General features: G+C 32.9%; 21 protein-coding genes, 1 tRNA gene and 3 pseudogenes. 17 read left to right on the plus strand and 8 right to left on the minus strand.

What is annotated here, in order from left to right; all coding sequences use genetic code 11:
- Nucleotides 1-756: 756 nt before the first annotated feature.
- From AAGD44_RS01940 to AAGD44_RS01965, 6 genes and pseudogenes are all read left to right on the plus strand, one after another.
- Nucleotides 757-867, plus strand: a pseudogene (locus AAGD44_RS01940) (IS110 family transposase); the annotation flags it as partial.
- A gap of 100 nt (nucleotides 868-967) precedes the next feature.
- Nucleotides 968-1,459 carry a helix-turn-helix domain-containing protein gene (locus AAGD44_RS01945; protein WP_341763541.1) on the plus strand — a complete coding sequence of 164 codons (492 nt, stop codon included), beginning with the start codon at nucleotides 968-970 and terminating at the stop codon, nucleotides 1,457-1,459.
- Nucleotides 1,460-1,463: 4 nt separating this feature from the next.
- The gene (locus AAGD44_RS01950; protein ID WP_341763542.1) at nucleotides 1,464-1,961 is read left to right on the plus strand and encodes an IS630 family transposase; all 498 of its coding nucleotides are present in this window, start codon (nucleotides 1,464-1,466) and stop codon (nucleotides 1,959-1,961) included.
- Between the two features lie 9 nt (nucleotides 1,962-1,970).
- A pseudogene (locus AAGD44_RS01955) lies at nucleotides 1,971-2,822 on the plus strand (IS110 family transposase); the annotation flags it as partial.
- A 132-nt stretch (nucleotides 2,823-2,954) separates the two neighbouring features.
- A complete protein-coding gene (locus AAGD44_RS01960; protein WP_341764353.1) occupies nucleotides 2,955-3,191 on the plus strand; it encodes a hypothetical protein in 237 nt (78 codons plus the stop codon).
- 204 nt (nucleotides 3,192-3,395) lie between these two features.
- Nucleotides 3,396-4,541: a hypothetical protein gene (locus AAGD44_RS01965; RefSeq protein ID WP_341764354.1), complete on the plus strand. Its 1,146-nt coding sequence runs from the start codon at nucleotides 3,396-3,398 to the stop codon at nucleotides 4,539-4,541.
- Nucleotides 4,542-4,638: 97 nt separating this feature from the next.
- Here the strand turns inward: AAGD44_RS01965 and AAGD44_RS01970 are convergent, their stop codons facing one another.
- A complete protein-coding gene (locus AAGD44_RS01970) occupies nucleotides 4,639-5,349 on the minus strand; it encodes an IS6 family transposase (RefSeq protein ID WP_341764349.1) in 711 nt (236 codons plus the stop codon).
- Between the two features lie 107 nt (nucleotides 5,350-5,456).
- Between AAGD44_RS01970 and AAGD44_RS01975 the strand changes: the two genes are divergently transcribed.
- Nucleotides 5,457-6,074 (plus strand): IS982 family transposase, encoded by a 618-nt coding sequence (locus AAGD44_RS01975; RefSeq protein ID WP_341764355.1) that lies wholly within the window; start codon nucleotides 5,457-5,459, stop codon nucleotides 6,072-6,074.
- A 22-nt stretch (nucleotides 6,075-6,096) separates the two neighbouring features.
- Nucleotides 6,097-6,807, plus strand: a complete 711-nt coding sequence (locus AAGD44_RS01980; protein WP_341764349.1) for an IS6 family transposase — start codon at nucleotides 6,097-6,099, stop codon at nucleotides 6,805-6,807.
- A 170-nt stretch (nucleotides 6,808-6,977) separates the two neighbouring features.
- Here the strand turns inward: AAGD44_RS01980 and AAGD44_RS01985 are convergent.
- A pseudogene (locus AAGD44_RS01985) lies at nucleotides 6,978-7,391 on the minus strand (IS6 family transposase); the annotation flags it as partial.
- Nucleotides 7,392-7,423: 32 nt separating this feature from the next.
- Here AAGD44_RS01985 and AAGD44_RS01990 point away from each other — a divergent pair.
- A complete protein-coding gene (locus AAGD44_RS01990; protein WP_341764650.1) occupies nucleotides 7,424-10,606 on the plus strand; it encodes a tetratricopeptide repeat protein in 3,183 nt (1,060 codons plus the stop codon).
- A gap of 82 nt (nucleotides 10,607-10,688) precedes the next feature.
- On the opposite strand, the gene AAGD44_RS01995 is transcribed toward AAGD44_RS01990, so the two are convergent.
- Nucleotides 10,689-10,841 carry a palindromic element RPE1 domain-containing protein gene (locus tag AAGD44_RS01995; protein ID WP_341764356.1) on the minus strand — a complete coding sequence of 51 codons (153 nt, stop codon included), beginning with the start codon at nucleotides 10,839-10,841 and terminating at the stop codon, nucleotides 10,689-10,691.
- A 73-nt stretch (nucleotides 10,842-10,914) separates the two neighbouring features.
- On the opposite strand from AAGD44_RS01995, the gene AAGD44_RS02000 reads away from it, so the two are divergent.
- Nucleotides 10,915-11,442, plus strand: coding sequence for a transposase (locus tag AAGD44_RS02000; RefSeq protein ID WP_341764357.1), 528 nt, complete (start codon nucleotides 10,915-10,917; stop codon nucleotides 11,440-11,442).
- Between the two features lie 22 nt (nucleotides 11,443-11,464).
- Here AAGD44_RS02000 and AAGD44_RS02005 read toward each other — a convergent pair.
- Nucleotides 11,465-11,554: transfer RNA gene (locus tag AAGD44_RS02005), tRNA-Ser, on the minus strand.
- Nucleotides 11,555-11,743: 189 nt separating this feature from the next.
- Nucleotides 11,744-12,052: a hypothetical protein gene (locus AAGD44_RS02010; protein WP_341764651.1), complete on the minus strand. Its 309-nt coding sequence runs from the start codon at nucleotides 12,050-12,052 to the stop codon at nucleotides 11,744-11,746.
- Nucleotides 12,053-12,267: 215 nt separating this feature from the next.
- On the opposite strand from AAGD44_RS02010, the gene AAGD44_RS02015 reads away from it, so the two are divergent.
- The 4 genes from AAGD44_RS02015 to AAGD44_RS02030 all read left to right on the plus strand — a co-directional run bounded on the left by AAGD44_RS02015 (nucleotide 12,268) and on the right by AAGD44_RS02030 (nucleotide 15,185).
- A complete protein-coding gene (locus AAGD44_RS02015) occupies nucleotides 12,268-12,543 on the plus strand; it encodes a hypothetical protein (RefSeq protein ID WP_341764358.1) in 276 nt (91 codons plus the stop codon).
- Nucleotides 12,544-12,557: 14 nt separating this feature from the next.
- Nucleotides 12,558-13,004, plus strand: a complete 447-nt coding sequence (locus AAGD44_RS02020; RefSeq protein ID WP_341764359.1) for a hypothetical protein — start codon at nucleotides 12,558-12,560, stop codon at nucleotides 13,002-13,004.
- 615 nt (nucleotides 13,005-13,619) lie between these two features.
- Nucleotides 13,620-14,330, plus strand: a complete 711-nt coding sequence (locus tag AAGD44_RS02025) for an IS6 family transposase (protein WP_341764349.1) — start codon at nucleotides 13,620-13,622, stop codon at nucleotides 14,328-14,330.
- 84 nt (nucleotides 14,331-14,414) lie between these two features.
- Complete coding sequence (locus AAGD44_RS02030) at nucleotides 14,415-15,185, plus strand: IS982 family transposase (RefSeq protein WP_341764360.1); 771 nt, start codon at nucleotides 14,415-14,417, stop codon at nucleotides 15,183-15,185.
- A 498-nt stretch (nucleotides 15,186-15,683) separates the two neighbouring features.
- Here the strand turns inward: AAGD44_RS02030 and AAGD44_RS02035 are convergent, their stop codons facing one another.
- Entirely contained in the window at nucleotides 15,684-16,394 is a 711-nt protein-coding gene (locus AAGD44_RS02035) for an IS6 family transposase (protein WP_341764349.1), read from the minus strand.
- 206 nt (nucleotides 16,395-16,600) lie between these two features.
- Between AAGD44_RS02035 and AAGD44_RS02040 the strand changes: the two genes are divergently transcribed.
- The 3 genes from AAGD44_RS02040 to AAGD44_RS02050 all read left to right on the plus strand — a co-directional run bounded on the left by AAGD44_RS02040 (nucleotide 16,601) and on the right by AAGD44_RS02050 (nucleotide 18,885).
- Complete coding sequence (locus AAGD44_RS02040; protein ID WP_341764361.1) at nucleotides 16,601-17,617, plus strand: ankyrin repeat domain-containing protein; 1,017 nt, start codon at nucleotides 16,601-16,603, stop codon at nucleotides 17,615-17,617.
- Nucleotides 17,618-17,710: 93 nt separating this feature from the next.
- Entirely contained in the window at nucleotides 17,711-18,463 is a 753-nt protein-coding gene (locus AAGD44_RS02045) for an IS5 family transposase (RefSeq protein ID WP_341763544.1), read from the plus strand.
- A 5-nt stretch (nucleotides 18,464-18,468) separates the two neighbouring features.
- Complete coding sequence (locus AAGD44_RS02050; RefSeq protein WP_341764362.1) at nucleotides 18,469-18,885, plus strand: hypothetical protein; 417 nt, start codon at nucleotides 18,469-18,471, stop codon at nucleotides 18,883-18,885.
- Nucleotides 18,886-19,210: 325 nt separating this feature from the next.
- Here the strand turns inward: AAGD44_RS02050 and AAGD44_RS02055 are convergent, their stop codons facing one another.
- Nucleotides 19,211-19,546: a recombinase family protein gene (locus AAGD44_RS02055; protein ID WP_341764363.1), complete on the minus strand. Its 336-nt coding sequence runs from the start codon at nucleotides 19,544-19,546 to the stop codon at nucleotides 19,211-19,213.
- Between the two features lie 12 nt (nucleotides 19,547-19,558).
- Nucleotides 19,559-20,128: a recombinase family protein gene (locus tag AAGD44_RS02060; protein ID WP_341764364.1), complete on the minus strand. Its 570-nt coding sequence runs from the start codon at nucleotides 20,126-20,128 to the stop codon at nucleotides 19,559-19,561.
- Nucleotides 20,129-20,157: the final 29 nt, after the last annotated feature.

Raw genomic sequence — 20,157 nt, forward strand, 5'->3', positions numbered from 1 at the left:
GCTAATTGTGTTTTGTAAAGTAGTTTAGATATGTAAAATTGATGAGATAGAGAATAGCTTATAAAAAATTAGAATTACAGAAATATAAAAAAGGTAGCGGAAGAATGATTATCAACGCATTAGTTCTGATATCTAAGACTTTAGGTAAAAAGATTGGTTATTTTTATGAGGGTTTAGAGTCTATAGTTGAAATAACACTTCTTTAAAATAACAAACTACTAAAACAGTACTTAACTCGAAATTATAAATTTTTGTTTTATTTGTATTTACTGTTTGTGTATATAATCACATTTTACTGTTTTTTTAAACAATCAGTAAAAATCTACATTTAGGGGTTCTGACAATTCTAAAGCCTATATCTAGCTATAGTATCTTATTTTAGTACAATAAAATTTAAAATCAAGCTATTTTTTTATTATAATTGCTTATCAGGGTAATAATAATTATCTATGCTATATTCTATCGTTTTACAGACCAAAGTAAAGTCTCGACACATTCTCAAGCTAGTAAAGCCTTGTATCTTGATATTGTCTTTCGTGAGAAACTATAAGATACTTAAGGGCACTTAAGTAAGAAGGCTAGATATACTGTGTATAACCTTAGGACAAAGATCCTGTCGTTTAGATAAGTAACTAGCCTTCATCTACTCATTGAAGATCGGACGGTGTCTTAGGTCTTGAAGTTTACATCAATGAACCTGTATTTACAAGGTTGGTCTTTGAGTATTTCATTAATTATTAACATAAATAGTATTATATGGACAGTATAATTTTAGGTATAGATATTTCTAAACAAACATTTGATGTAGCATTGTTAATTAATAACAAAATAAAAACTAAAAAATTTGATAATAATTCCAAAGGTTTTATACCATTTCCCCATTATAAGCAGAGATATTAGATTGATAGAATGAGTAATTTATGATATAAAGCTAGGTAATAATGAAATAATAGGAAGTAACAAGGAAATGCCTAAAGTATCAAAAATGATAAATGACGAATTAGTATTAAAAGCAAGGGAAGCTTTGAATAACGGAGGGAAGAATGGTGTTGTAGTAACAAGATTAAAAGCCATACTAGCATCGAGTAAGCATGGTATTAAGAAAGTAGCGGAAGTTTATGATATCAACAGATCTTCGCTACATAGATGGGTTGCTCTATTTCGAGATCAAGGCATTGATGGTCTCAAGAACATAGCAAAGCCTTCTAGATCAAAATTAAATACTGCTCAAAAAGATGAGATTAAAACTTTGATAAAGAGAGACAGTAGTATTACGATTAAGAAATTAAAGATAGTGATAAAAGAAAAATTTGATATAGATATAGAAAAATCTAGTATACATAGAATGCTAGGGGCACTTGGGTTTAGGCATATTACTGGTAGAAAGAGGCATTACAAAGCTGACACATCTTCTCAAGAAGAATTCAAAAAAAAATCTACAACAAGTACACCAAGATAATCCTATGGTACCTATTTATTTTTTTGATGAGACTAGGTTTGGGACCAATACAAAACATGGTTTAGGATGGTTTGAAAAAGGCAGTAGGACTCCAGTTCCTACAAAGCTGGGATTTAAATCATTTTATCTTTATTCTGCTACAAATCATAGAGATGGAGACTCTTTTAGTTTAATTATTCCGAATGTTGATAAGGCCTGTATGCAAGTTTTTCTTAATGAATTTGCGAAACATATAACTACAAAAGTTATACTAGTGATGGATGGAGCTGGATGGCATAAAGGTCTTACAATACCAGCTAATATTGAGATTATGTACTTACCACCATATAGTCCAGAGTTAAATCCTGTAGAGAGGTTGTGGCAACATTTAAAAGATTCGGTATTAAAAAATAAAGTTTACGATTGTTTAACTAAACTTGAAGATGCTGTAATTGAATTTATTCAATCTATTTCAATAGAAACTATAAAATCTATATGTAATTGTTCATATATCTATTTATAATAGGGAAATGGTATTAGTGGGTTAATAGAGTGGTTAAAAACTAAAGAAATTGATACTGCTCATGCATGTATGGAAGCTACTGGCTCTTATGGCTTAAAGTTAGCTCAATATCTTTATGATAAGAATTTTAAAGTTAGTGTAGTAAACCCTGCTCGTATCAAAGGTTTTGCAATGAGCAAACTTTGTCGTGTTAAAACTGATAAAGTAGATAGCGAATTAATAGCCCAATTTTGTATAGCAATGACGCCTGACCTTTGGCAACCACTACCTTCTCATATCCATGAATTACAACAATTGGTAAACCGTTTAGATGCTTTAATTGCCATCAAAAATCAAGAAACTAATCGGTTAGAAGCATCATCTGATATAGTTACTGTAAATGTTCAAGCTCATATTAAATTTTTGAATGAACAGATCAAAGAAATAGAACAGCTAATTAGCAATCATATCAAAAACCATAAAGAGCTCGATGATAAGGGTACTCTTCTTGCTTCAATTCCAGGAGTAGGAGAAAAAACAATAGCCGTAGTTCTTGCTTTCTTATCTAATATAGAGAATTTTGATTCTGTAAAACAAGTAGTAGCATTTGTTGGCCTCAACCCCAAACAGCGTCAATCTGGTACTTCAGTACGGGGAGCTAGTAGAATATCAAAAACAGGTTGTTCAGATCTGCGTAAAGCTTTTTATATGCCTGCTATAGTCTCTCTTAAATTTAATCCAATTGTTAAAGAATTTGCGCAGCGTTTAAGTAGTGTAGGAAAACCTAAGATGGTTATTGTAATCGCTGCTATGCGTAAGTTGTTACATATCATTTATGGGGTACTTAAAAATAAAAACTCCTTTAATGAAAAAATTGTTTAAAATATAGAGAATGTTATAAAAATTTAACAATAAATTTTTATAACATTCTTAAAAATTTGTTGACTCTCAAGACGGTATCTTAGTGAGTATAATGAAAATACGCTAGAGCAATTACCTTTCAAGATATTAAAGATGTTGTGGAAAGAGGACGTGTTAAAGTTACAAAACTATGGTGAAATTCTACAAATTGCCATAACAGAAAATGTTGAGGCTTTAAAAGAGCAGATTTCCAAATCTTTCTCAGAACAATCTAATAACTCTATACCTACAGAATCTTTACAATTTACTATAGACTCTGAAAATCCTTCATCAATCGAAGGGTATATAACTGAAACCTCGATTCTTGGAGGAGTAGAAGAGCATATTTAAGTCCAGAATGCTGGTTAATGCATGAAAACCCGCGCCTAAATAGAATTCTTGCTCAACGTTATTTCACTAATAATTTGTAAGCAGTAAAAATATCAAGATAGTCAAGTTAGAAAAAGCTAAAATAAGGATACAGCAGAAAATTGACTCTTACTTCTCAAATCTTGTAAAAAATCGTAGACCCTAATTGAAAAAAGTTGAAATAATATGTTAAATGTTAATAATACTCAGCAAAGTTCTAGTCAGGCAGATCAATGCGTTCTAACACTACGGAATCGTATAAATTATTGTAAAAGCAAAACCAACTGTTCTGAACTTAACCTTAGCAAATGTTTTGCCCACTTGAATAAGATTACCCCTACACTTATAAAACAAGTTAATTCTTTATTTAAAGAAGAACTGATACAGGATTCACTATCACATATTAGAGCAATTAATTTAGCTAATAACAACCTATATTGGCAGATTATTGAATATTTATTCCAAGATGCAAAACTGCCAGAACGAATTACTGATATTAATTTATCTCAAAATAAAATTGGGAAATGCGCTCATCTCAATGAATTGAATCGCCTAGATCTCACTAGCTTCGCAAATGTAAATAACCTTAACTTAAGTGAAAATTATATATCTAAAACTGAGGGAAAAAGAGTAATAAAGGCTGTTAAAAATATGCCACAACTTCAGTCTCTTAATTTATCTTATAATGATATGTTCAATGATGAAGAAACAGCTCAAAAAAGTTTAACACGTTTAAAAGACTTGATTGCAATAGTTGCTACAAAAAAGATTGATCTTAAGAATCTTGATTTATCTTTAAATCGTTCTAGTCAATATACTGATGAATGTTTAAAAGTGTTGGTTAACTTAAACAGCCTTACCTACCTTAATATCTCAAAAAATGATATTGATATAAGAGAAATACCTAAATTAGCAAAAATTTGTGAAAATTTGCCGCAAGTAGGATTTACTCTTGGAAATTCAGCTTTAAACCAATTTTTTCAATTATGTCAAAATGAAAAGTCAGAAAATAGGGACAATATAAAACCGAAAATAATAGATATTGTATTTAAGACAGTAAAAGAAGATTCTGAAGATACCATAGAGATATTGCAATATTTCTTGCAAGAAAAGCACGATCAATATCAAATCTCTGGGAATGTAACAGATGACAATGGTGTTACTCTATTAGAGGCGTGCCCTAACTCAGAAGTACGGCAATTTTTATTGCAGTGTGAAGATATGTCTACTCATACCTATTCTATTTCTGAAGAAAGTACATTGACAACTTCTGAACCTATTTATGTTGTATGGGAACCTCAACTAACAGGTACTACTAACGAGCAGACCTAACCTTATATTATACAGTATTAGTATAATGGATTTAATAGGTTTTGTCGCATCTGCAAGTGTAGTTTTATCTGGATTTAAAAATCTCAAGATTAAAATATTATGCAGCCATTAATGTTACAAAATTTTCAAAAGTAGAAAAATTATAGTTAGCCTTAGTAATTTGTTTTTTTTGAATCATCCTAATATTCTCGCAGCCAGCAATAGTAATTTTAGCAGAAGCAAAACTTTTGAAGCCAAGCATCGGCTTAGTTCGTTTCTTAATAAAGCGATGATCTTGCTCAATTATGTTATTGAGGTATTTAACCTGAGTAACCTTAATTTTTTGTTCCTCGTGCAAATCCTTATTAATGCTGTTAAGGGCAGCAGTATTGCTACCGCTTTTATCAATATTCACTTTTATAGGATGACCGTTATGTCTAAAAGCTTTCCGAAAGAATGCTTTAGCAGCTGCAGTATCTCTATGTTTCCTTAAGCAGAAATCTATGGTGTTACCCATAGTATCAACTGCTCTATACAGATAAACCCAGTTACCCTTTACTTTAATATACGTTTCATCCATTCTCCAGTTTCTACCAACTGGCTTCTTGTATTTCCTGACTTGCATATCTATTAATTTTACAAACCTTATAACCCATCTTTGTAAAGTGGCGTGATCTATCGATGCTCCTCTAATTCCAGCCATCTCCTCTAAATCTCTATAGCTTAAAGAAAATCTACACTTCATGTAGACAAATAACATGATGATTTCAGCTGATGAGCAATATCCTTTGAAATATTTTAACAATTTAGCAGAAATTTGAAATGGCATCTTAATTATTTTGACTGTATTTTTATGTCTTTATACCTTCTGCTAAACTATTAGTCAATAAATGCGACAGAACCATCATTACTGTGTATTGTTTCATAGAAGAAAAAATGACTATAATAACCAAAAATATCAAAGTAAGGAAAGCAGGATTTCCACCTTGCTTAAGTGACGTGGAAGCATTAACAATGGAAGTGGTGGGAGAATTTATCGGTTTGCACCAAGACAAGCAGATATGGGAATATTTTAAACGTCATTTTCAAGAATGGTTTCCCAATCTAAAGAGTAGACCGTCTTATGTGAAGCAATGTAGCGGTCTTTTATCTATTAAGAACATGCTGCTTGCCGACTTGTTTAAGAGTGCAAGCAAATCAGATCTGCATATGATAGATGGGGTACCGATTCCTGTAATAAATTTGGCCCGAGCAACGAGAGGGCGATGTTTTAAGGAATACGCTGACTATGGGTACTGCGCTTCGAAAGATAGCTATTATTACGGTTTTCTAGGACACGTATTAATTAATGAAGAAGGTCGAATAGCTGGATTCATGATAACTCCTGCTAATGGGTCTGAACGTGAAGCTCTGCAAGTAATGTCTCCTAATATTAGTGGCATGGTACTGGGCGATAAAGGCTATCTTGGTCAGGATTTAAAAGATGAGTTGGCCACCAAAAAGGTTCTGTCGCATTTATTGACTAATAGTTTAGCAGAAGGTATAAAGACATAAAAATACAGTCAAAATAATTAAGATGCCATTTCAAATTTCTGCTAAATTGTTAAAATATTTCAAAGGATATTGCTCATCAGCTGAAATCATCATGTTATTTGTCTACATGAAGTGTAGATTTTCTTTAAGCTATAGAGATTTAGAGGAGATGGCTGGAATTAGAGGAGCATCGATAGATCACGCCACTTTACAAAGATGGGTTATAAGGTTTGTAAAATTAATAGATATGCAAGTCAGGAAATACAAGAAGCCAGTTGGTAGAAACTGGAGAATGGATGAAACGTATATTAAAGTAAAGGGTAACTGGGTTTATCTGTATAGAGCAGTTGATACTATGGGTAACACCATAGATTTCTGCTTAAGGAAACATAGAGATACTGCAGCTGCTAAAGCATTCTTTCGGAAAGCTTTTAGACATAACGGTCATCCTATAAAAGTGAATATTGATAAAAGCGGTAGCAATACTGCTGCCCTTAACAGCATTAATAAGGATTTGCACGAGGAACAAAAAATTAAGGTTACTCAGGTTAAATACCTCAATAACATAATTGAGCAAGATCATCGCTTTATTAAGAAACGAACTAAGCCGATGCTTGGCTTCAAAAGTTTTGCTTCTGCTAAAATTACTATTGCTGGCTGCGAGAATATTAGGATGATTCAAAAAAAACAAATTACTAAGGCTAACTATAATTTTTCTACTTTTGAAAATTTTGTAACATTAATGGCTGCATAATATTTTAATCTTGAGATTTTTAAATCCAGATAAAACTACACTTGCAGATGCGACAAAACCGTAATGATAAACTCTTCTAGGGTCATAGCTTCTTTCTCGATAATTGAACTATGACCTTATTAGGCTATCCTATTCTTTTGTCAATCTTAAAAAAAAGTCGAACATGGCGTTTTTATAGGATGACCGTTATGTCTAAAAGCTTTCCGAAAGAATGCTTTAGCAGCTGCAGTATCTCTATGTTTCCTTAAGCAGAAATCTATGGTGTTACCCATAGTATCAACTGCTCTATACAGATAAACCCAGTTACCCTTTACTTTAATATACGTTTCATCCATTCTCCAGTTTCTACCAACTGGCTTCTTGTATTTCCTGACTTGCATATCTATTAATTTTACAAACCTTATAACCCATCTTTGTAAAGTGGCGTGATCTATCGATGCTCCTCTAATTCCAGCCATCTCCTCTAAATCTCTATAGCTTAAAGAAAATCTACACTTCATGTAGACAAATAACATGATGATTTCAGCTGATGAGCAATATCCTTTGAAATATTTTAACAATTTAGCAGAAATTTGAAATGGCATCTTAATTATTTTGACTGTATTTTTATGTCTTTATACCTTCTGCTAAACTATTAGTCAATAAATGCGACAGAACCAAATATTCTAAGGCACTTTGTCTACTAGGTCAAATTGCACTCGAACAAAACAATCTGGATGAAGCATTTAAATATGCTAAGAAAGCATTAGCGCAAAAACCTAACTGTCTTGAAGCACTTTGCGTCCTAGGTCAAGTGGCAATCGAACAAAACAATCTGGATGAAGCATGTGGTAATGCTAATAAAGCATTAGTGCAAAATCCTAACTGTCTTAAAGCACTTTGCGTCCTAGGTCAAGTTGCACTCAAACAAAACAATCTGGATGAAGCGCTTGTTAATGCTAATAAAGCATTAACGCAAAAACCTAACTGTCCTGAGGCATACTGCATCCTAAGTCAAGTGGCATTAGCCCAAGAAAAACTGGAGGAAGCATTTGATTATGCTAATAAAGCATTAGCGCAAAAACCTAACTGTCTTGAAGCACTTTGCGTCCTAAGTCAAGCTGCACTCAAACAAAACAATCTGGATGAAGCACTTGTTAATGCTAATAAAACATTAGCGCAAAAACCTAATTGTCTTGAAGCACTTTGCGTTTTAGGTCAAGTGGCACTCGAACAAAACAATCTAAATGAAGCATTTGCTAATGCTAAGAAAGCATTAGCGCAAAAACCTAACTGCCCTGAGGCACTTTGCGTTTTAGGTCAAGTGGCACTCGAACAAAACAATCTAAATGAAGCATTTGCTAATGCTAAGAAAGCATTAGCGCAAAAACCTAACTGCCCTGAGGCACTTTGCGTTTTAGGTCAAGTGGCACTCGAACAAAACAATCTAAATGAAGCATTTGCTAATGCTAAGAAAGCATTAGCGCAAAAACCTAACTGCCCTGAGGCACTTTGCGTCCTACATCAAGCTTCATTAAAGGGAGCTAAAGATGCAAAAAATCAAGGTAATTATCAGAAAGAGTTAAAATATTTAAAGGAAGCATATAAAAATATTAAAAAAATAGAACAGTTTAAACGTGATGATCCTAAGCTACTTTGCAAAAAAGCTGAGGTTTTATTAGCTCTTGCCCAAAATGCACAAGAAAGTGTTAATGTGCAATTATTAATTGAGCTAAAAGATGACTTTAAGAATATTGAACCAAAATTAAACCAGCAACATCCTGGTATACTCTACTCTCAAGCTTTAGTTTTAATTAAGCTCGCTGAGTATGAAAAAGAATCTTTTAATTACGACGCAGAGTTAGATCTTTTGAAAAAAGCAGATAAAGCATTTATAAGCGGAGCAAAGCTTGTACCTGATGATGACATGGTACCATCTCCCCATATTTTAGTCTTATTTAGTATGGCTGAGAATGCAAACAAACGTAATAGTCCTGAAGAAGCATTAAAGTCTTGGGAAAGAATAGGAGAAATAATTAAGGATACATTACAATTAAAGCAATCATACGCTGGAATATTGACTCATCAAGCCAGCGCGTTATTTAAGCGCGCTGAATGTCAGGAAAAATGCGATGATAGGGCACAGACAATTTGGCAGGAAACTAAGAATACTGCCAAGGCAGCATTAGCAGAAGAGCGAGATGTTCCCTATCTTTATTATATATTAAGTCGAGCTGCCCTAGAACTAGGGGAGCTAACAGAAGAACTTGATCATTTCGAGGAAGCCTTAGGACCACACGATATTAATAATATTAAGCCCTTTATATATTCTAACATAGGACTAACTTATAAAAAATTTGCTGAGAGACAAGAAGAGCAGTTAGTTTTTTGGGAGAAAGCAGATGAAGCTTTTGATAAAGTATTACAACTATTAAAAAAATCACTAAAATCTTTTAAAGAAATATCTCTATATATTGATACATGTGATCACAAATGTACAAATTTAATAGAATGGGCTAAATATGAAGAAGAAATTGGGGATAAAACTAAGAAGGAAGCACGTTGGTTGGAAATATATAAAGTATCAAGAGAAGCATTAAAGTTATCTGACGAGAATAATTTGCGTTTATTAGGTATTGCAAGTGAAGCTTCCCTCAAATTAGCTGAAAATGCAATAACATTTGATGAGCTTCACAATGCCCAAAGTTTTTTGGTAGAAGCCTTCAGATTTGAAAAAGCATTAAACTTAAATAATGATTTTAATAGGCTGATTCGTATAGGTAAAGGTTGGGTAAAGGTAGGAAATACTAAAAAAGTACTTGAGGTTTTCCATGAAAAATTAAAATTAAACACTAATGATGCTGAGCTATATTATAATATAGGTTTAGATTGTACAAAATTGGCTGATGAGGCAAAAAAATCTAATAATCGTGAAGAAACATTAACTTTTTTAGAAACAGCATTAGAGAGTATTAATAAGTCATTAGCAATAAATCCTAGCGCTGATGCGTATATTATTAATAAAGCTCAAACTTGCAAAAAGTTGGCTGAGCAGGAAGAACAACCAACTCAGGAAAAAGAACTGAATAAAGAAAAAGAGCTACATTATTGGCTGGCTGCACGCGACGCTTTTTGTAAAATGTTAATAAGCTCTACACATCCTGAGTTTAATGGGTACTACTACTGGTTGGACACTCTAACTGCGCAAATAACTATGCAAATGACTGAGAAAATGATACAACAGAATAATGCAAAAAAAATCCAGCATTGTATGGACCAACTTAATGAATTTACTAGACAATTCAAATTAAACGCTCAGGGTAATAAGATTAATGAAGATACAAGGCAATACTGGAAGACAGCTCAAAGTCTTAAAAAATTAGCGGAAGAGAAGGGACAAAAGAATAATGAACAAGAAATAAAATATTGGAATAACGCACTTAAAGCTTTTACTACAGTACTACATTATACTCAGAATGTTCTTGAAAAAAATAACAATAATATAGAAAATGAAAGAGCGAATATTTACTCAAAGCTAGTAAAGCAATATAATACCTATCCTGGTGATACACAGGGTTTCAGTGCCCCTCTTCCACTAAACTATGATTTAAACTATGATTTAGAACTACCGCAACCCTCAGAAGATGCAATAGAAAAATACAAGAAAAATACTGAAGCAAAATGCTGGGTCTTGCTAAACAAAGTAGAAAAGTCAGAAATTTTTGTTCATAAAACAGTAATAATCCCCCATCAGGATCCGCTTGCTGATGACTCTGATGATGATGTGGCTTGCATTGGGATACCTCCAGCGCATTATTAGGTGCTGTCTCAAGAAGTGTGTAAATTTCTGAAGTAGGTTATATTAACAATAATATAATTTAACAGGAATGACATGAGTAATACTAATGAAGAAAAAATAGACCTCTTGCATAACCTAATCTAATTGGTAATTTTGTCGTCGAAACTCCTCTCTGTTCCTCACGTACGTCTATGTACGCTGCGGTACTCGACTTCGTTTCTCCTAAAAATTCTTCAATTATCTTTAGGTTATGCAAGAGGTCTAATGAAACAAGCAGTAGATAAGTAGATGATTTTTGTAAAATTTATCAAGAATGGAGAAAACATAAGTTGTTACAAGGCAACAGGCAACGGATAAGAGAAGGAAAGTTATCGCTAAGTGAAGCAATATCAATAATGATATTTTATCATTTTAGTCCTTATAAAAATTTAAAATTATATTATAACTCACAGGTAATAAAAGGGACTTTATTCAGCAACCCGCCATGTTATGACCGATTTATCCAATTAATTCTATCATTGTTTATACCGCTTATAGTAATGATGCATTATTTAAGTGGCAATAAGACTGGCATATATTATGTGGATTCAACTTATTTTGCAGTTTGTAAAAATATTAGGATTACCAGCCATAAGACTTTTGCAGGACTTGCAGCAAGAGGTCATAGTTCTATAGATTATTTTTATGGATTTACACTACATATGATTATTAATAATCACAGTGAAATAGTAGCGATTAAAATTACTCGAGGTAACGTAGATGATCGTAAGGCTTCCAAGCGGATAAAACTTTTAAAGGTTCTGAAAGCCTTGAAAATCGTATTTCAGGACCTTAAACTAAATGGCCAGAATTTTTAAAAAAAAGAGCGTCTGTTCCGAATGGCGGATAGGGTGGGATTCGAACCCACGGTACGGTTGCCCGTACGCTAGTTTTCAAGACTAGATCCTTAAACCACTCGGACACCTATCCGAAATTATTCATATCAGAAAGGTGTCGCAAGTTCAAGATAAAGTTAAGGCAGAGTTTTATAAATTTTAGAATTTTAAAAAATTTTTTATGTGATCAGGTACAACAAACTGTTCTATAATCTATATTATGGAAAGTAATTATTCTAGATCTCTTTTAATTATTCTAGATCTCTTTTAAGGTCTATGATTTTTAGTTTTTAGTTGTGACTGAAGCGGTAAGAAAATTTTTTGCTGCTACTGATTCTCCAGTATAAACTATATTTTTATAACCCAGACGCACCGCACTAAACAAAGCTGCGTGATCATTTCCTACATGAATGATAATGTCACTGATATGAGCAAATTCTTCAAAAAGCTTTTTAAATATATAATCTAAAATTAAGATCCCATAGTATCTGGTACTACCCGTTTGGTTAGTTAAAATAATAGGATCCGGAAATTTGAGCAAAAAATTTCGGGCTGTAGTAAGATTTGCTACTGCGTAAATTGGCTGGCTCATTTTTATCTCAGTATCCTTAAAGTTTAATAGTCTTTTGTTGATGTAAATTAGTGACAAAGGGACTCCTTAAAAAAGTTTTTATCTATAGTTTTGATTTTTATTTAATAGTTCTTAAAAAAGGATTGAAACTATTGTTAGCGCAGTGTATATATATTATATAAAGGCAAAACTTTAATAAATCTAATATTAATATAAGGAGTCCTGTCGTGAACGATATGCATACCAAATCTGCTAAAGAAGATGTTGAAGGTATAAAAAAAGATATAGAAAGCTTAGTGAATCGTTTAGGAAGTATTAAAGATAAATCGGGTGATATTATGTCAGAACAATTCGAAAATTTAAGTACAGTTATGTCAAGTTTTAAAAATAAAGGTGTTGAGAAGGGACAAGATGCATTAACCGATATATGTGCTTCTACCCGCGATCACCCGGTCAGGAATCTAGCATATGCTTTCGCTGCTGGTATTTTACTTGCCTTCTTTATTAAATAAGGGAAATAAATTAAATGCTAAAAGCTTTATTAGTTGAATGGTTAAGGCCATACATAATAGAAGAACAGGAGTCGTATACTAAGCGTGCTGTGTACGTCCTGAACGTGATAGGGGTGGTATTACTAATAGCTGCGAATTACGTTTATTTCTATTTTCCAGATAATTCAAACCTTATTACTTTAATGAGCGGTGGTACTTTGTCAGTGTTAATTGCGATGTTTATTGAAAGCTTACGGTGTTATTCTCGATATAAGAACAAATATAAAACGTTCAATGCGATAAAAGCTTCTGGTCAAGAAGTAGTAGAGGCTGCTACCACTAAGATGAGCCATTTGATACCATGGGGTAAGCTAGTTAATTACTTGCCGGTAATTGTGCGTATTGTTCCTACAAGCGTATTAACATTTATAATATATAAGGTCATTAAAAGGGCGATGTTGACAAATTTTTCTAAAAAATAGAGTTGCTTCTACTGAAAGTGATCTTTAGGGCCTAAGAAAATTATTAAGCTTTCTCTTGTCTCGATCATCTATATTGTGGAGGAATAAAGTTTCCTTATAGCTAAGCCCCGTACTGGCCAAATTATAATTAATTTTTGGCCAGTACGGGGCTTTTGTATTCGCAGCTCCCCCAGTTTTAGAATCCAATCTACTATCCGGAACCACCCTCTATACCCTAATCGTGTATGGTATCACCATAACATAAAAGCTATACGCTACGGTGCAGGGCACTCATACTCTTAATGCTAATTTAGTTTTGGGGACAGGGGATTAGGACATCTGGGCACTGTTAAGAGACACTTAAAAGATTATCCCCATTATGGAGAAGAAGCTTAAATCAGAGGAAGGTACAGCATAATCGGTTAAGCTATTGACAAGGAGTATGCTAATGCTTCAAAAAAATCAGTAAAATTTACGGCAATTTTACGAATATGATTTTTTATCCTAAACCAGTGATTCTCTATTGGATTTAAATCAGGCTAATAAGTAGGCAACAATATAAGGTTCTGTCGCATTTATTGACTAATAGTTTAGCAGAAGGTATAAAGACATAAAAATACAGTCAAAATAATTAAGATGCCATTTCAAATTTCTGCTAAATTGTTAAAATATTTCAAAGGATATTGCTCATCAGCTGAAATCATCATGTTATTTGTCTACATGAAGTGTAGATTTTCTTTAAGCTATAGAGATTTAGAGGAGATGGCTGGAATTAGAGGAGCATCGATAGATCACGCCACTTTACAAAGATGGGTTATAAGGTTTGTAAAATTAATAGATATGCAAGTCAGGAAATACAAGAAGCCAGTTGGTAGAAACTGGAGAATGGATGAAACGTATATTAAAGTAAAGGGTAACTGGGTTTATCTGTATAGAGCAGTTGATACTATGGGTAACACCATAGATTTCTGCTTAAGGAAACATAGAGATACTGCAGCTGCTAAAGCATTCTTTCGGAAAGCTTTTAGACATAACGGTCATCCTATAAAAGTGAATATTGATAAAAGCGGTAGCAATACTGCTGCCCTTAACAGCATTAATAAGGATTTGCACGAGGAACAAAAAATTAAGGTTACTCAGGTTAAATACCTCAATAACATAATTGAGCAAGATCATCGCTTTATTAAGAAACGAACTAAGCCGATGCTTGGCTTCAAAAGTTTTGCTTCTGCTAAAATTACTATTGCTGGCTGCGAGAATATTAGGATGATTCAAAAAAAACAAATTACTAAGGCTAACTATAATTTTTCTACTTTTGAAAATTTTGTAACATTAATGGCTGCATAATATTTTAATCTTGAGATTTTTAAATCCAGATAAAACTACACTTGCAGATGCGACAAAACCGGATTTCCACCTTGCTTAAGTGACGTGGAAGCATTAACAATGGAAGTGGTGGGAGAATTTATCGGTTTGCACCAAGACAAGCAGATATGGGAATATTTTAAACGTCATTTTCAAGAATGGTTTCCCAATCTAAAGAGTAGACCGTCTTATGTGAAGCAATGTAGCGGTCTTTTATCTATTAAGAACATGCTGCTTGCCGACTTGTTTAAGAGTGCAAGCAAATCAGATCTGCATATGATAGATGGGGTACCGATTCCTGTAATAAATTTGGCCCGAGCAACGAGAGGGCGATGTTTTAAGGAATACGCTGACTATGGGTACTGCGCTTCGAAAGATAGCTATTATTACGGTTTTCTAGGACACGTATTAATTAATGAAGAAGGTCGAATAGCTGGATTCATGATAACTCCTGCTAATGGGTCTGAACGTGAAGCTCTGCAAGTAATGTCTCCTAATATTAGTGGCATGGTACTGGGCGATAAAGGCTATCTTGGTCAGGATTTAAAAGATGAATTGGCCACCAAAAACATTGATTTACAAACACCTTTAAAAAAGAATATGAAGGATAATAGATCCAAGAATTTCCTTAAATGGATTACTGCTACTCGTCGTTTAATTGAAACTGTTATTGGTCAGCTTACAGAACGTTTTGCTATTAATGCTATCAGAGTTAAGAGTTACTGGCATCTACAATCTCGCATCGCTAGAAAATTACTTGCTCATACTATTGCTACATTTTTGACAAAGTCTTTAAAACTTGTGCCAACACAACTCGAAAAATTAGTTACCTGCTAAAAAAAAGTCGAACATGGCGTATCTATTACATAATCTAAGAACTCATCACTTGTTATTTTTATGTTCACAAATCACTCATCGTAATTAGGGCAATTGTAAATATTTCTGCAAAAATTCCCCATAAGACTACAAGTCAGTATTTATAAGGGTTATATGATTACTTTTTTATATTGTTGTAGAAATCTTTCAGTAAAATAACAAAATTATCTATTACAAGCTTCCTTTGTATTCCTAATTATGATCAAGAACATAATTCCTGAACTGAAGGACTAGTAATAGCTTTGAGATGTCAAAATAGACATCCGTCTAATTATACAATTTTTCTAAACCAAGACAATGCCTTACTTGACAGGATGCTCCAACTCAAAAACTGTAAAATATACATGTCCAACAAGTGAATGTTAAATATAAGCATTATATTTGACATTCATTTTAAAAGGTTTTGTCGCATCTGCAAGTGTAGTTTTATCTGGATTTAAAAATCTCAAGATTAAAATATTATGCAGCCATTAATGTTACAAAATTTTCAAAAGTAGAAAAATTATAGTTAGCCTTAGTAATTTGTTTTTTTTGAATCATCCTAATATTCTCGCAGCCAGCAATAGTAATTTTAGCAGAAGCAAAACTTTTGAAGCCAAGCATCGGCTTAGTTCGTTTCTTAATAAAGCGATGATCTTGCTCAATTATGTTATTGAGGTATTTAACCTGAGTAACCTTAATTTTTTGTTCCTCGTGCAAATCCTTATTAATGCTGTTAAGGGCAGCAGTATTGCTACCGCTTTTATCAATATTCACTTTTATAGGATGACCGTTATGTCTAAAAGCTTTCCGAAAGAATGCTTTAGCAGCTGCAGTATCTCTATGTTTCCTTAAGCAGAAATCTATGGTGTTACCCATAGTATCAACTGCTCTATACAGATAAACCCAGTTACCCTTTACTTTAATATACGTTTCATCCATTCTCCAGTTTCTACCAACTGGCTTCTTGTATTTCCTGACTTGCATATCTATTAATTTTACAAACCTTATAACCCATCTTTGTAAAGTGGCGTGATCTATCGATGCTCCTCTAATTCCAGCCATCTCCTCTAAATCTCTATAGCTTAAAGAAAATCTACACTTCATGTAGACAAATAACATGATGATTTCAGCTGATGAGCAATATCCTTTGAAATATTTTAACAATTTAGCAGAAATTTGAAATGGCATCTTAATTATTTTGACTGTATTTTTATGTCTTTATACCTTCTGCTAAACTATTAGTCAATAAATGCGACAGAACCGTTAACTGTACACCTTTCCTACAAGGTATATTAAGGAATGTTTTTATTGAATTATTTTAATAATTAATGTATAAATTCGTTTACAAAAAGTTAAAGAATTTATACTTAATTAACCTTAATTATAGGATGTTTATGATAGAATTAGATAAATTATTAAATGAAATAATTAACAAAAAGAAGGAATCCGTACAAGACAAAATAAAAAAGATTAAGGAATTAGAGAATACACCTAATATAGGAGAGATATTATTTACTGTAATAGAAAGCAAGTTACAAAACATAATAACGGACGATAATAAAGATAAGGGCTTACATTCTACAATAGATCTAATAGATGCATTAGAAAAAGAGAATATTTTCTTAAAACATCAATTAAAAACTCTTGCTAACACTAAAACACAAAATGTTAAAACAAAAGAGGTTAAAACTATTCTAAATGTAGCTATTAAGACAGTTACGAAAACTGAACCGATTCACTTAATAGAATGGGGTGCTGAGCTTGAAATTTTTGATAAGCAAGGACGTAGTTATTTGCATACTATAGCCTCCGACATCAAAAACTCTGGAATATTATCAGCTGTAGCAGAAAAAATAATAAAAAACGCTCCGGAATTACTAGATCACCCGGAGAATACATGGGATAAGACAATTATTGAGGTGGAAACTCCAACTATGAAGCGTGGTGAACTACGTACTCCTACACATATTGCAGCATATCAAGGTAATAAAGAAATATTCCATATTTTCCTAAAAAACGGCGCTAATATAACATCTACCGACCAAAAAGGTTACGCTCCTCTTCATTGTATGCTGGCTACTCAAAATATGAGGATTGATATATTTAATAAATACTTAAATCATAATGGTCCGGTTGCTCTTTTAACTGCAGATGGTGAAAATATGATAACAGTAATAAAGTCATCAGCCAAAAGAGGTAAATATAAGATTGATGCTAATTTCTATTCTACTGTAGAACAAATATTAGGAGTAGCTTATGCAAATGGCTTAAAGCTAGAAATAAAAGAACTTAATGATTTCTTAAACGATATAAATACTAAAGGCATTATTACTAGAGAAGAATTCTTGAAAGAGATGCAATTAGTATTGCAAGAAGAATTTAATAAATCAGGTGATTCTAGGTTGTGTTGACAAAAAAAATAAGGTTGAGGTATAAGAGATAGAGGATTGCAATAATAATACTAAGTGGTAGTTTTCAGTCATTGAAACAAAGAAACCACCACAATGAAGTATTACATAAATGAACGAGTATGGGAAGTAATTATAACATTTTTAAAACAAACTAAAGGAATACATAGCCATGATGAAGCTAGCTTAAGGAAATTTATTGAGGCGATATGGTTTGTAACCAGGAGCGGATGTCAATGGCGCCTTTTACCTGAATATTATGGATATTGGTACAGTATTTATCGTAGATTTAAGAGATGGGTAGAACAGGGTATATGGGAAGCATTAATGGATTATGTAACAAGGGATGCAGATATGGAATCAACTATAATCGATGCGACTATTGTCAGAGCACATGCTTGTTCATCTGGGTATCACAAAGGCAATCAAGAGCAAGCAGCCTTAGGTAGAAGTAAAGGTGGTTTTAGTACTAAAATTCATACTAAAGTTGATGCGCTTGGTAATCCTTTGAAGTTTATTCTGACTGCTGGGCAGAGGAACGATATTACTCAAGCTGAAAATCTTACCAAAGATATCCACGATATTACCTTGATAGCAGATAAGGGGTATGATAGTAGTGCCTTTGTAAAAAGCTTAGAGAATAAGGGTTGTAAGGTTGTTATTCCGCCGAAATGTAACCGTAAAGTACAACGTGAATACGATAAACATATTTATAAAGAACGACATTTAATAGAATGTTTTTTCAGTAAAATTAAACATTTTAGACGCATATTCTCTAGGTTTGATAAAATTCCCGACACCTTCTTAGCTTTCCTAAATTTTGCAGGAACTTTAATTTGGTTACGTTAAATTTTTTGTCAACACAACCTAGTATTAAAGATAAAATTGATATACTAAAGGAATCCTTAATAGCTCAATCAGAGGAAAGTGACACAATATCATCACAACTAGATCTTTCTAAAGTATCTTTGCCAAAAGAAAACACTAAAAAAGTAGAGCAAATCACTGAAGATAAGAAAATAACACCTGAACTTACTCCAAGCATAACATTACTAGTAGAAGAAGAAATGGCTACAACTTCTAAAAGGCCACTTGAATTAAGCAATGATACGGGAAAAATTAAAATTAAAAAGCTAAAATTAGATGAAACCAGTACAACATTATTTGATGAGATATTATATACTGTGAATGATGCAGAGGATATAAGTATGGAAGCATCAGAAGTAGCAGGAGCAAATAGCAATCTTGATAGTCTTGATAGTTATGAGTAGCAAGAAAATAACGAGCAAAGGAGGGGAGAAGAGTTAATAATGCAAACGTTATCATGAAAAAATGGGACGAGGAAAGCAATATAGGGTTTTACCGCATATCCGGGCTAAACTGGCAATAGAATACAAATTATGGCTAGAAAGCTGATACTTAGTATCTATTCAGTCCTCATCTAGGGTAAGATCTGGGTGAGGGCTCACAGAATATATGGAAATTTATTAAAATTTTAACCATTCACTGCAAGGGCAAATTCTATAAATTGCCGCAAATGTATCCTCAATAATAAATCCCAGTTCTACCTGAGTGGGGGCTGAATAGATACGATACTTACAATGTAGTATAACGATAAAAACTAGCACGTGATATTTTCAAGGTTTTACAAATATCAGTGATACTCATCCCATGGTTTTTATGCATCTTTTTAGCCATTAAAACTTTTGGATTGGTATTTTCGACCTTTTGACGCCCACCATTTTTTCCTCTAGAGCGTGCGGATTCCAGACCAGCTTTGGTTCGTTCCTGAATAAGGAGACGTTTGAATTGAGCAAGTGAGGAGAAGATATTAAAAATCAACTCTCCAGATGCAGTAGTGGTGTCAATTGCTCCATCACAAATGGATTTAAAGAGTACCTCATTTAGGAGGCCATTCAAAAACAGGGGCAAGATTTTTTTACTTTAAGTTGAAGGCTCAAAATCCATTTTCCAATTATATAGTGTTTGTCTTGAAACTTTAGCCATTCTTGCTACATACGACACTGCATACTTACCATCTTTCATCATATTTACGTATTCCTGCCTTATAGTTTTATCTGCCGAATGATTACGCCCTTTGTATTTTCCTTGTTCTTGCGCTCTTTTTACTCCTTCATAAATTCTTCTGTTTATTAAACTTCTTTCAAACTCTGCTATAGACCCCATCATATTAAACATTAACATCCCTGTATCAGTTCCAGTATCCATTTGTTCCTTTAGGCTTTGAAAACTTATAAAGCGCTCTTTTAAACTGCTAATAATACCTATCAAATCTTTTAAACTTCTACCTAATCTATCAACTGAAACAATAATTAATGTGTGACCAGTTTGAATTTTATCTAATAATTTTGTTAACTCAGGTCTTTTAGCACTTGTACCGCTAATAATCTCCGAATAGATTTCTTTACATCCAGCATTTTTTAATAAAGCTATTTGTTGATCTAAGGCATCACGTTGATGTTTAGTTGAAACTCTAGCATAACCAATTTTCATATTTAATATTTTAACGTAAGTTTATGATG

Source organism: Candidatus Tisiphia endosymbiont of Beris chalybata, assembly GCF_964026555.1.
Classification (GTDB): domain Bacteria; phylum Pseudomonadota; class Alphaproteobacteria; order Rickettsiales; family Rickettsiaceae; genus Tisiphia.

Bases quoted from the DNA above. Each gene is read 5' to 3' on its own strand.
- AAGD44_RS01960 (WP_341764353.1), top strand. From the start codon at position 2,955: ATGTTGTGGAAAGAGGACGTGTTAAAGTTACAAAACTATGGTGAAATT.
- AAGD44_RS02035 (WP_341764349.1), bottom strand. From the start codon at position 16,394: ATGCCATTTCAAATTTCTGCTAAATTGTTAAAATATTTCAAAGGATAT.
- AAGD44_RS01980 (WP_341764349.1), top strand. From the start codon at position 6,097: ATGCCATTTCAAATTTCTGCTAAATTGTTAAAATATTTCAAAGGATAT.
- AAGD44_RS02060 (WP_341764364.1), bottom strand. From the start codon at position 20,128: ATGAAAATTGGTTATGCTAGAGTTTCAACTAAACATCAACGTGATGCC.
- AAGD44_RS01970 (WP_341764349.1), bottom strand. From the start codon at position 5,349: ATGCCATTTCAAATTTCTGCTAAATTGTTAAAATATTTCAAAGGATAT.
- AAGD44_RS01965 (WP_341764354.1), top strand. From the start codon at position 3,396: ATGTTAAATGTTAATAATACTCAGCAAAGTTCTAGTCAGGCAGATCAA.
- AAGD44_RS02015 (WP_341764358.1), top strand. From the start codon at position 12,268: ATGCATACCAAATCTGCTAAAGAAGATGTTGAAGGTATAAAAAAAGAT.
- AAGD44_RS02020 (WP_341764359.1), top strand. From the start codon at position 12,558: ATGCTAAAAGCTTTATTAGTTGAATGGTTAAGGCCATACATAATAGAA.
- AAGD44_RS02040 (WP_341764361.1), top strand. From the start codon at position 16,601: ATGATAGAATTAGATAAATTATTAAATGAAATAATTAACAAAAAGAAG.
- AAGD44_RS01945 (WP_341763541.1), top strand. From the start codon at position 968: ATGCCTAAAGTATCAAAAATGATAAATGACGAATTAGTATTAAAAGCA.
- AAGD44_RS01975 (WP_341764355.1), top strand. From the start codon at position 5,457: ATGACTATAATAACCAAAAATATCAAAGTAAGGAAAGCAGGATTTCCA.
- AAGD44_RS02025 (WP_341764349.1), top strand. From the start codon at position 13,620: ATGCCATTTCAAATTTCTGCTAAATTGTTAAAATATTTCAAAGGATAT.
- AAGD44_RS01950 (WP_341763542.1), top strand. From the start codon at position 1,464: ATGGTACCTATTTATTTTTTTGATGAGACTAGGTTTGGGACCAATACA.
- AAGD44_RS02010 (WP_341764651.1), bottom strand. From the start codon at position 12,052: ATGAGCCAGCCAATTTACGCAGTAGCAAATCTTACTACAGCCCGAAAT.
- AAGD44_RS02045 (WP_341763544.1), top strand. From the start codon at position 17,711: ATGAAGTATTACATAAATGAACGAGTATGGGAAGTAATTATAACATTT.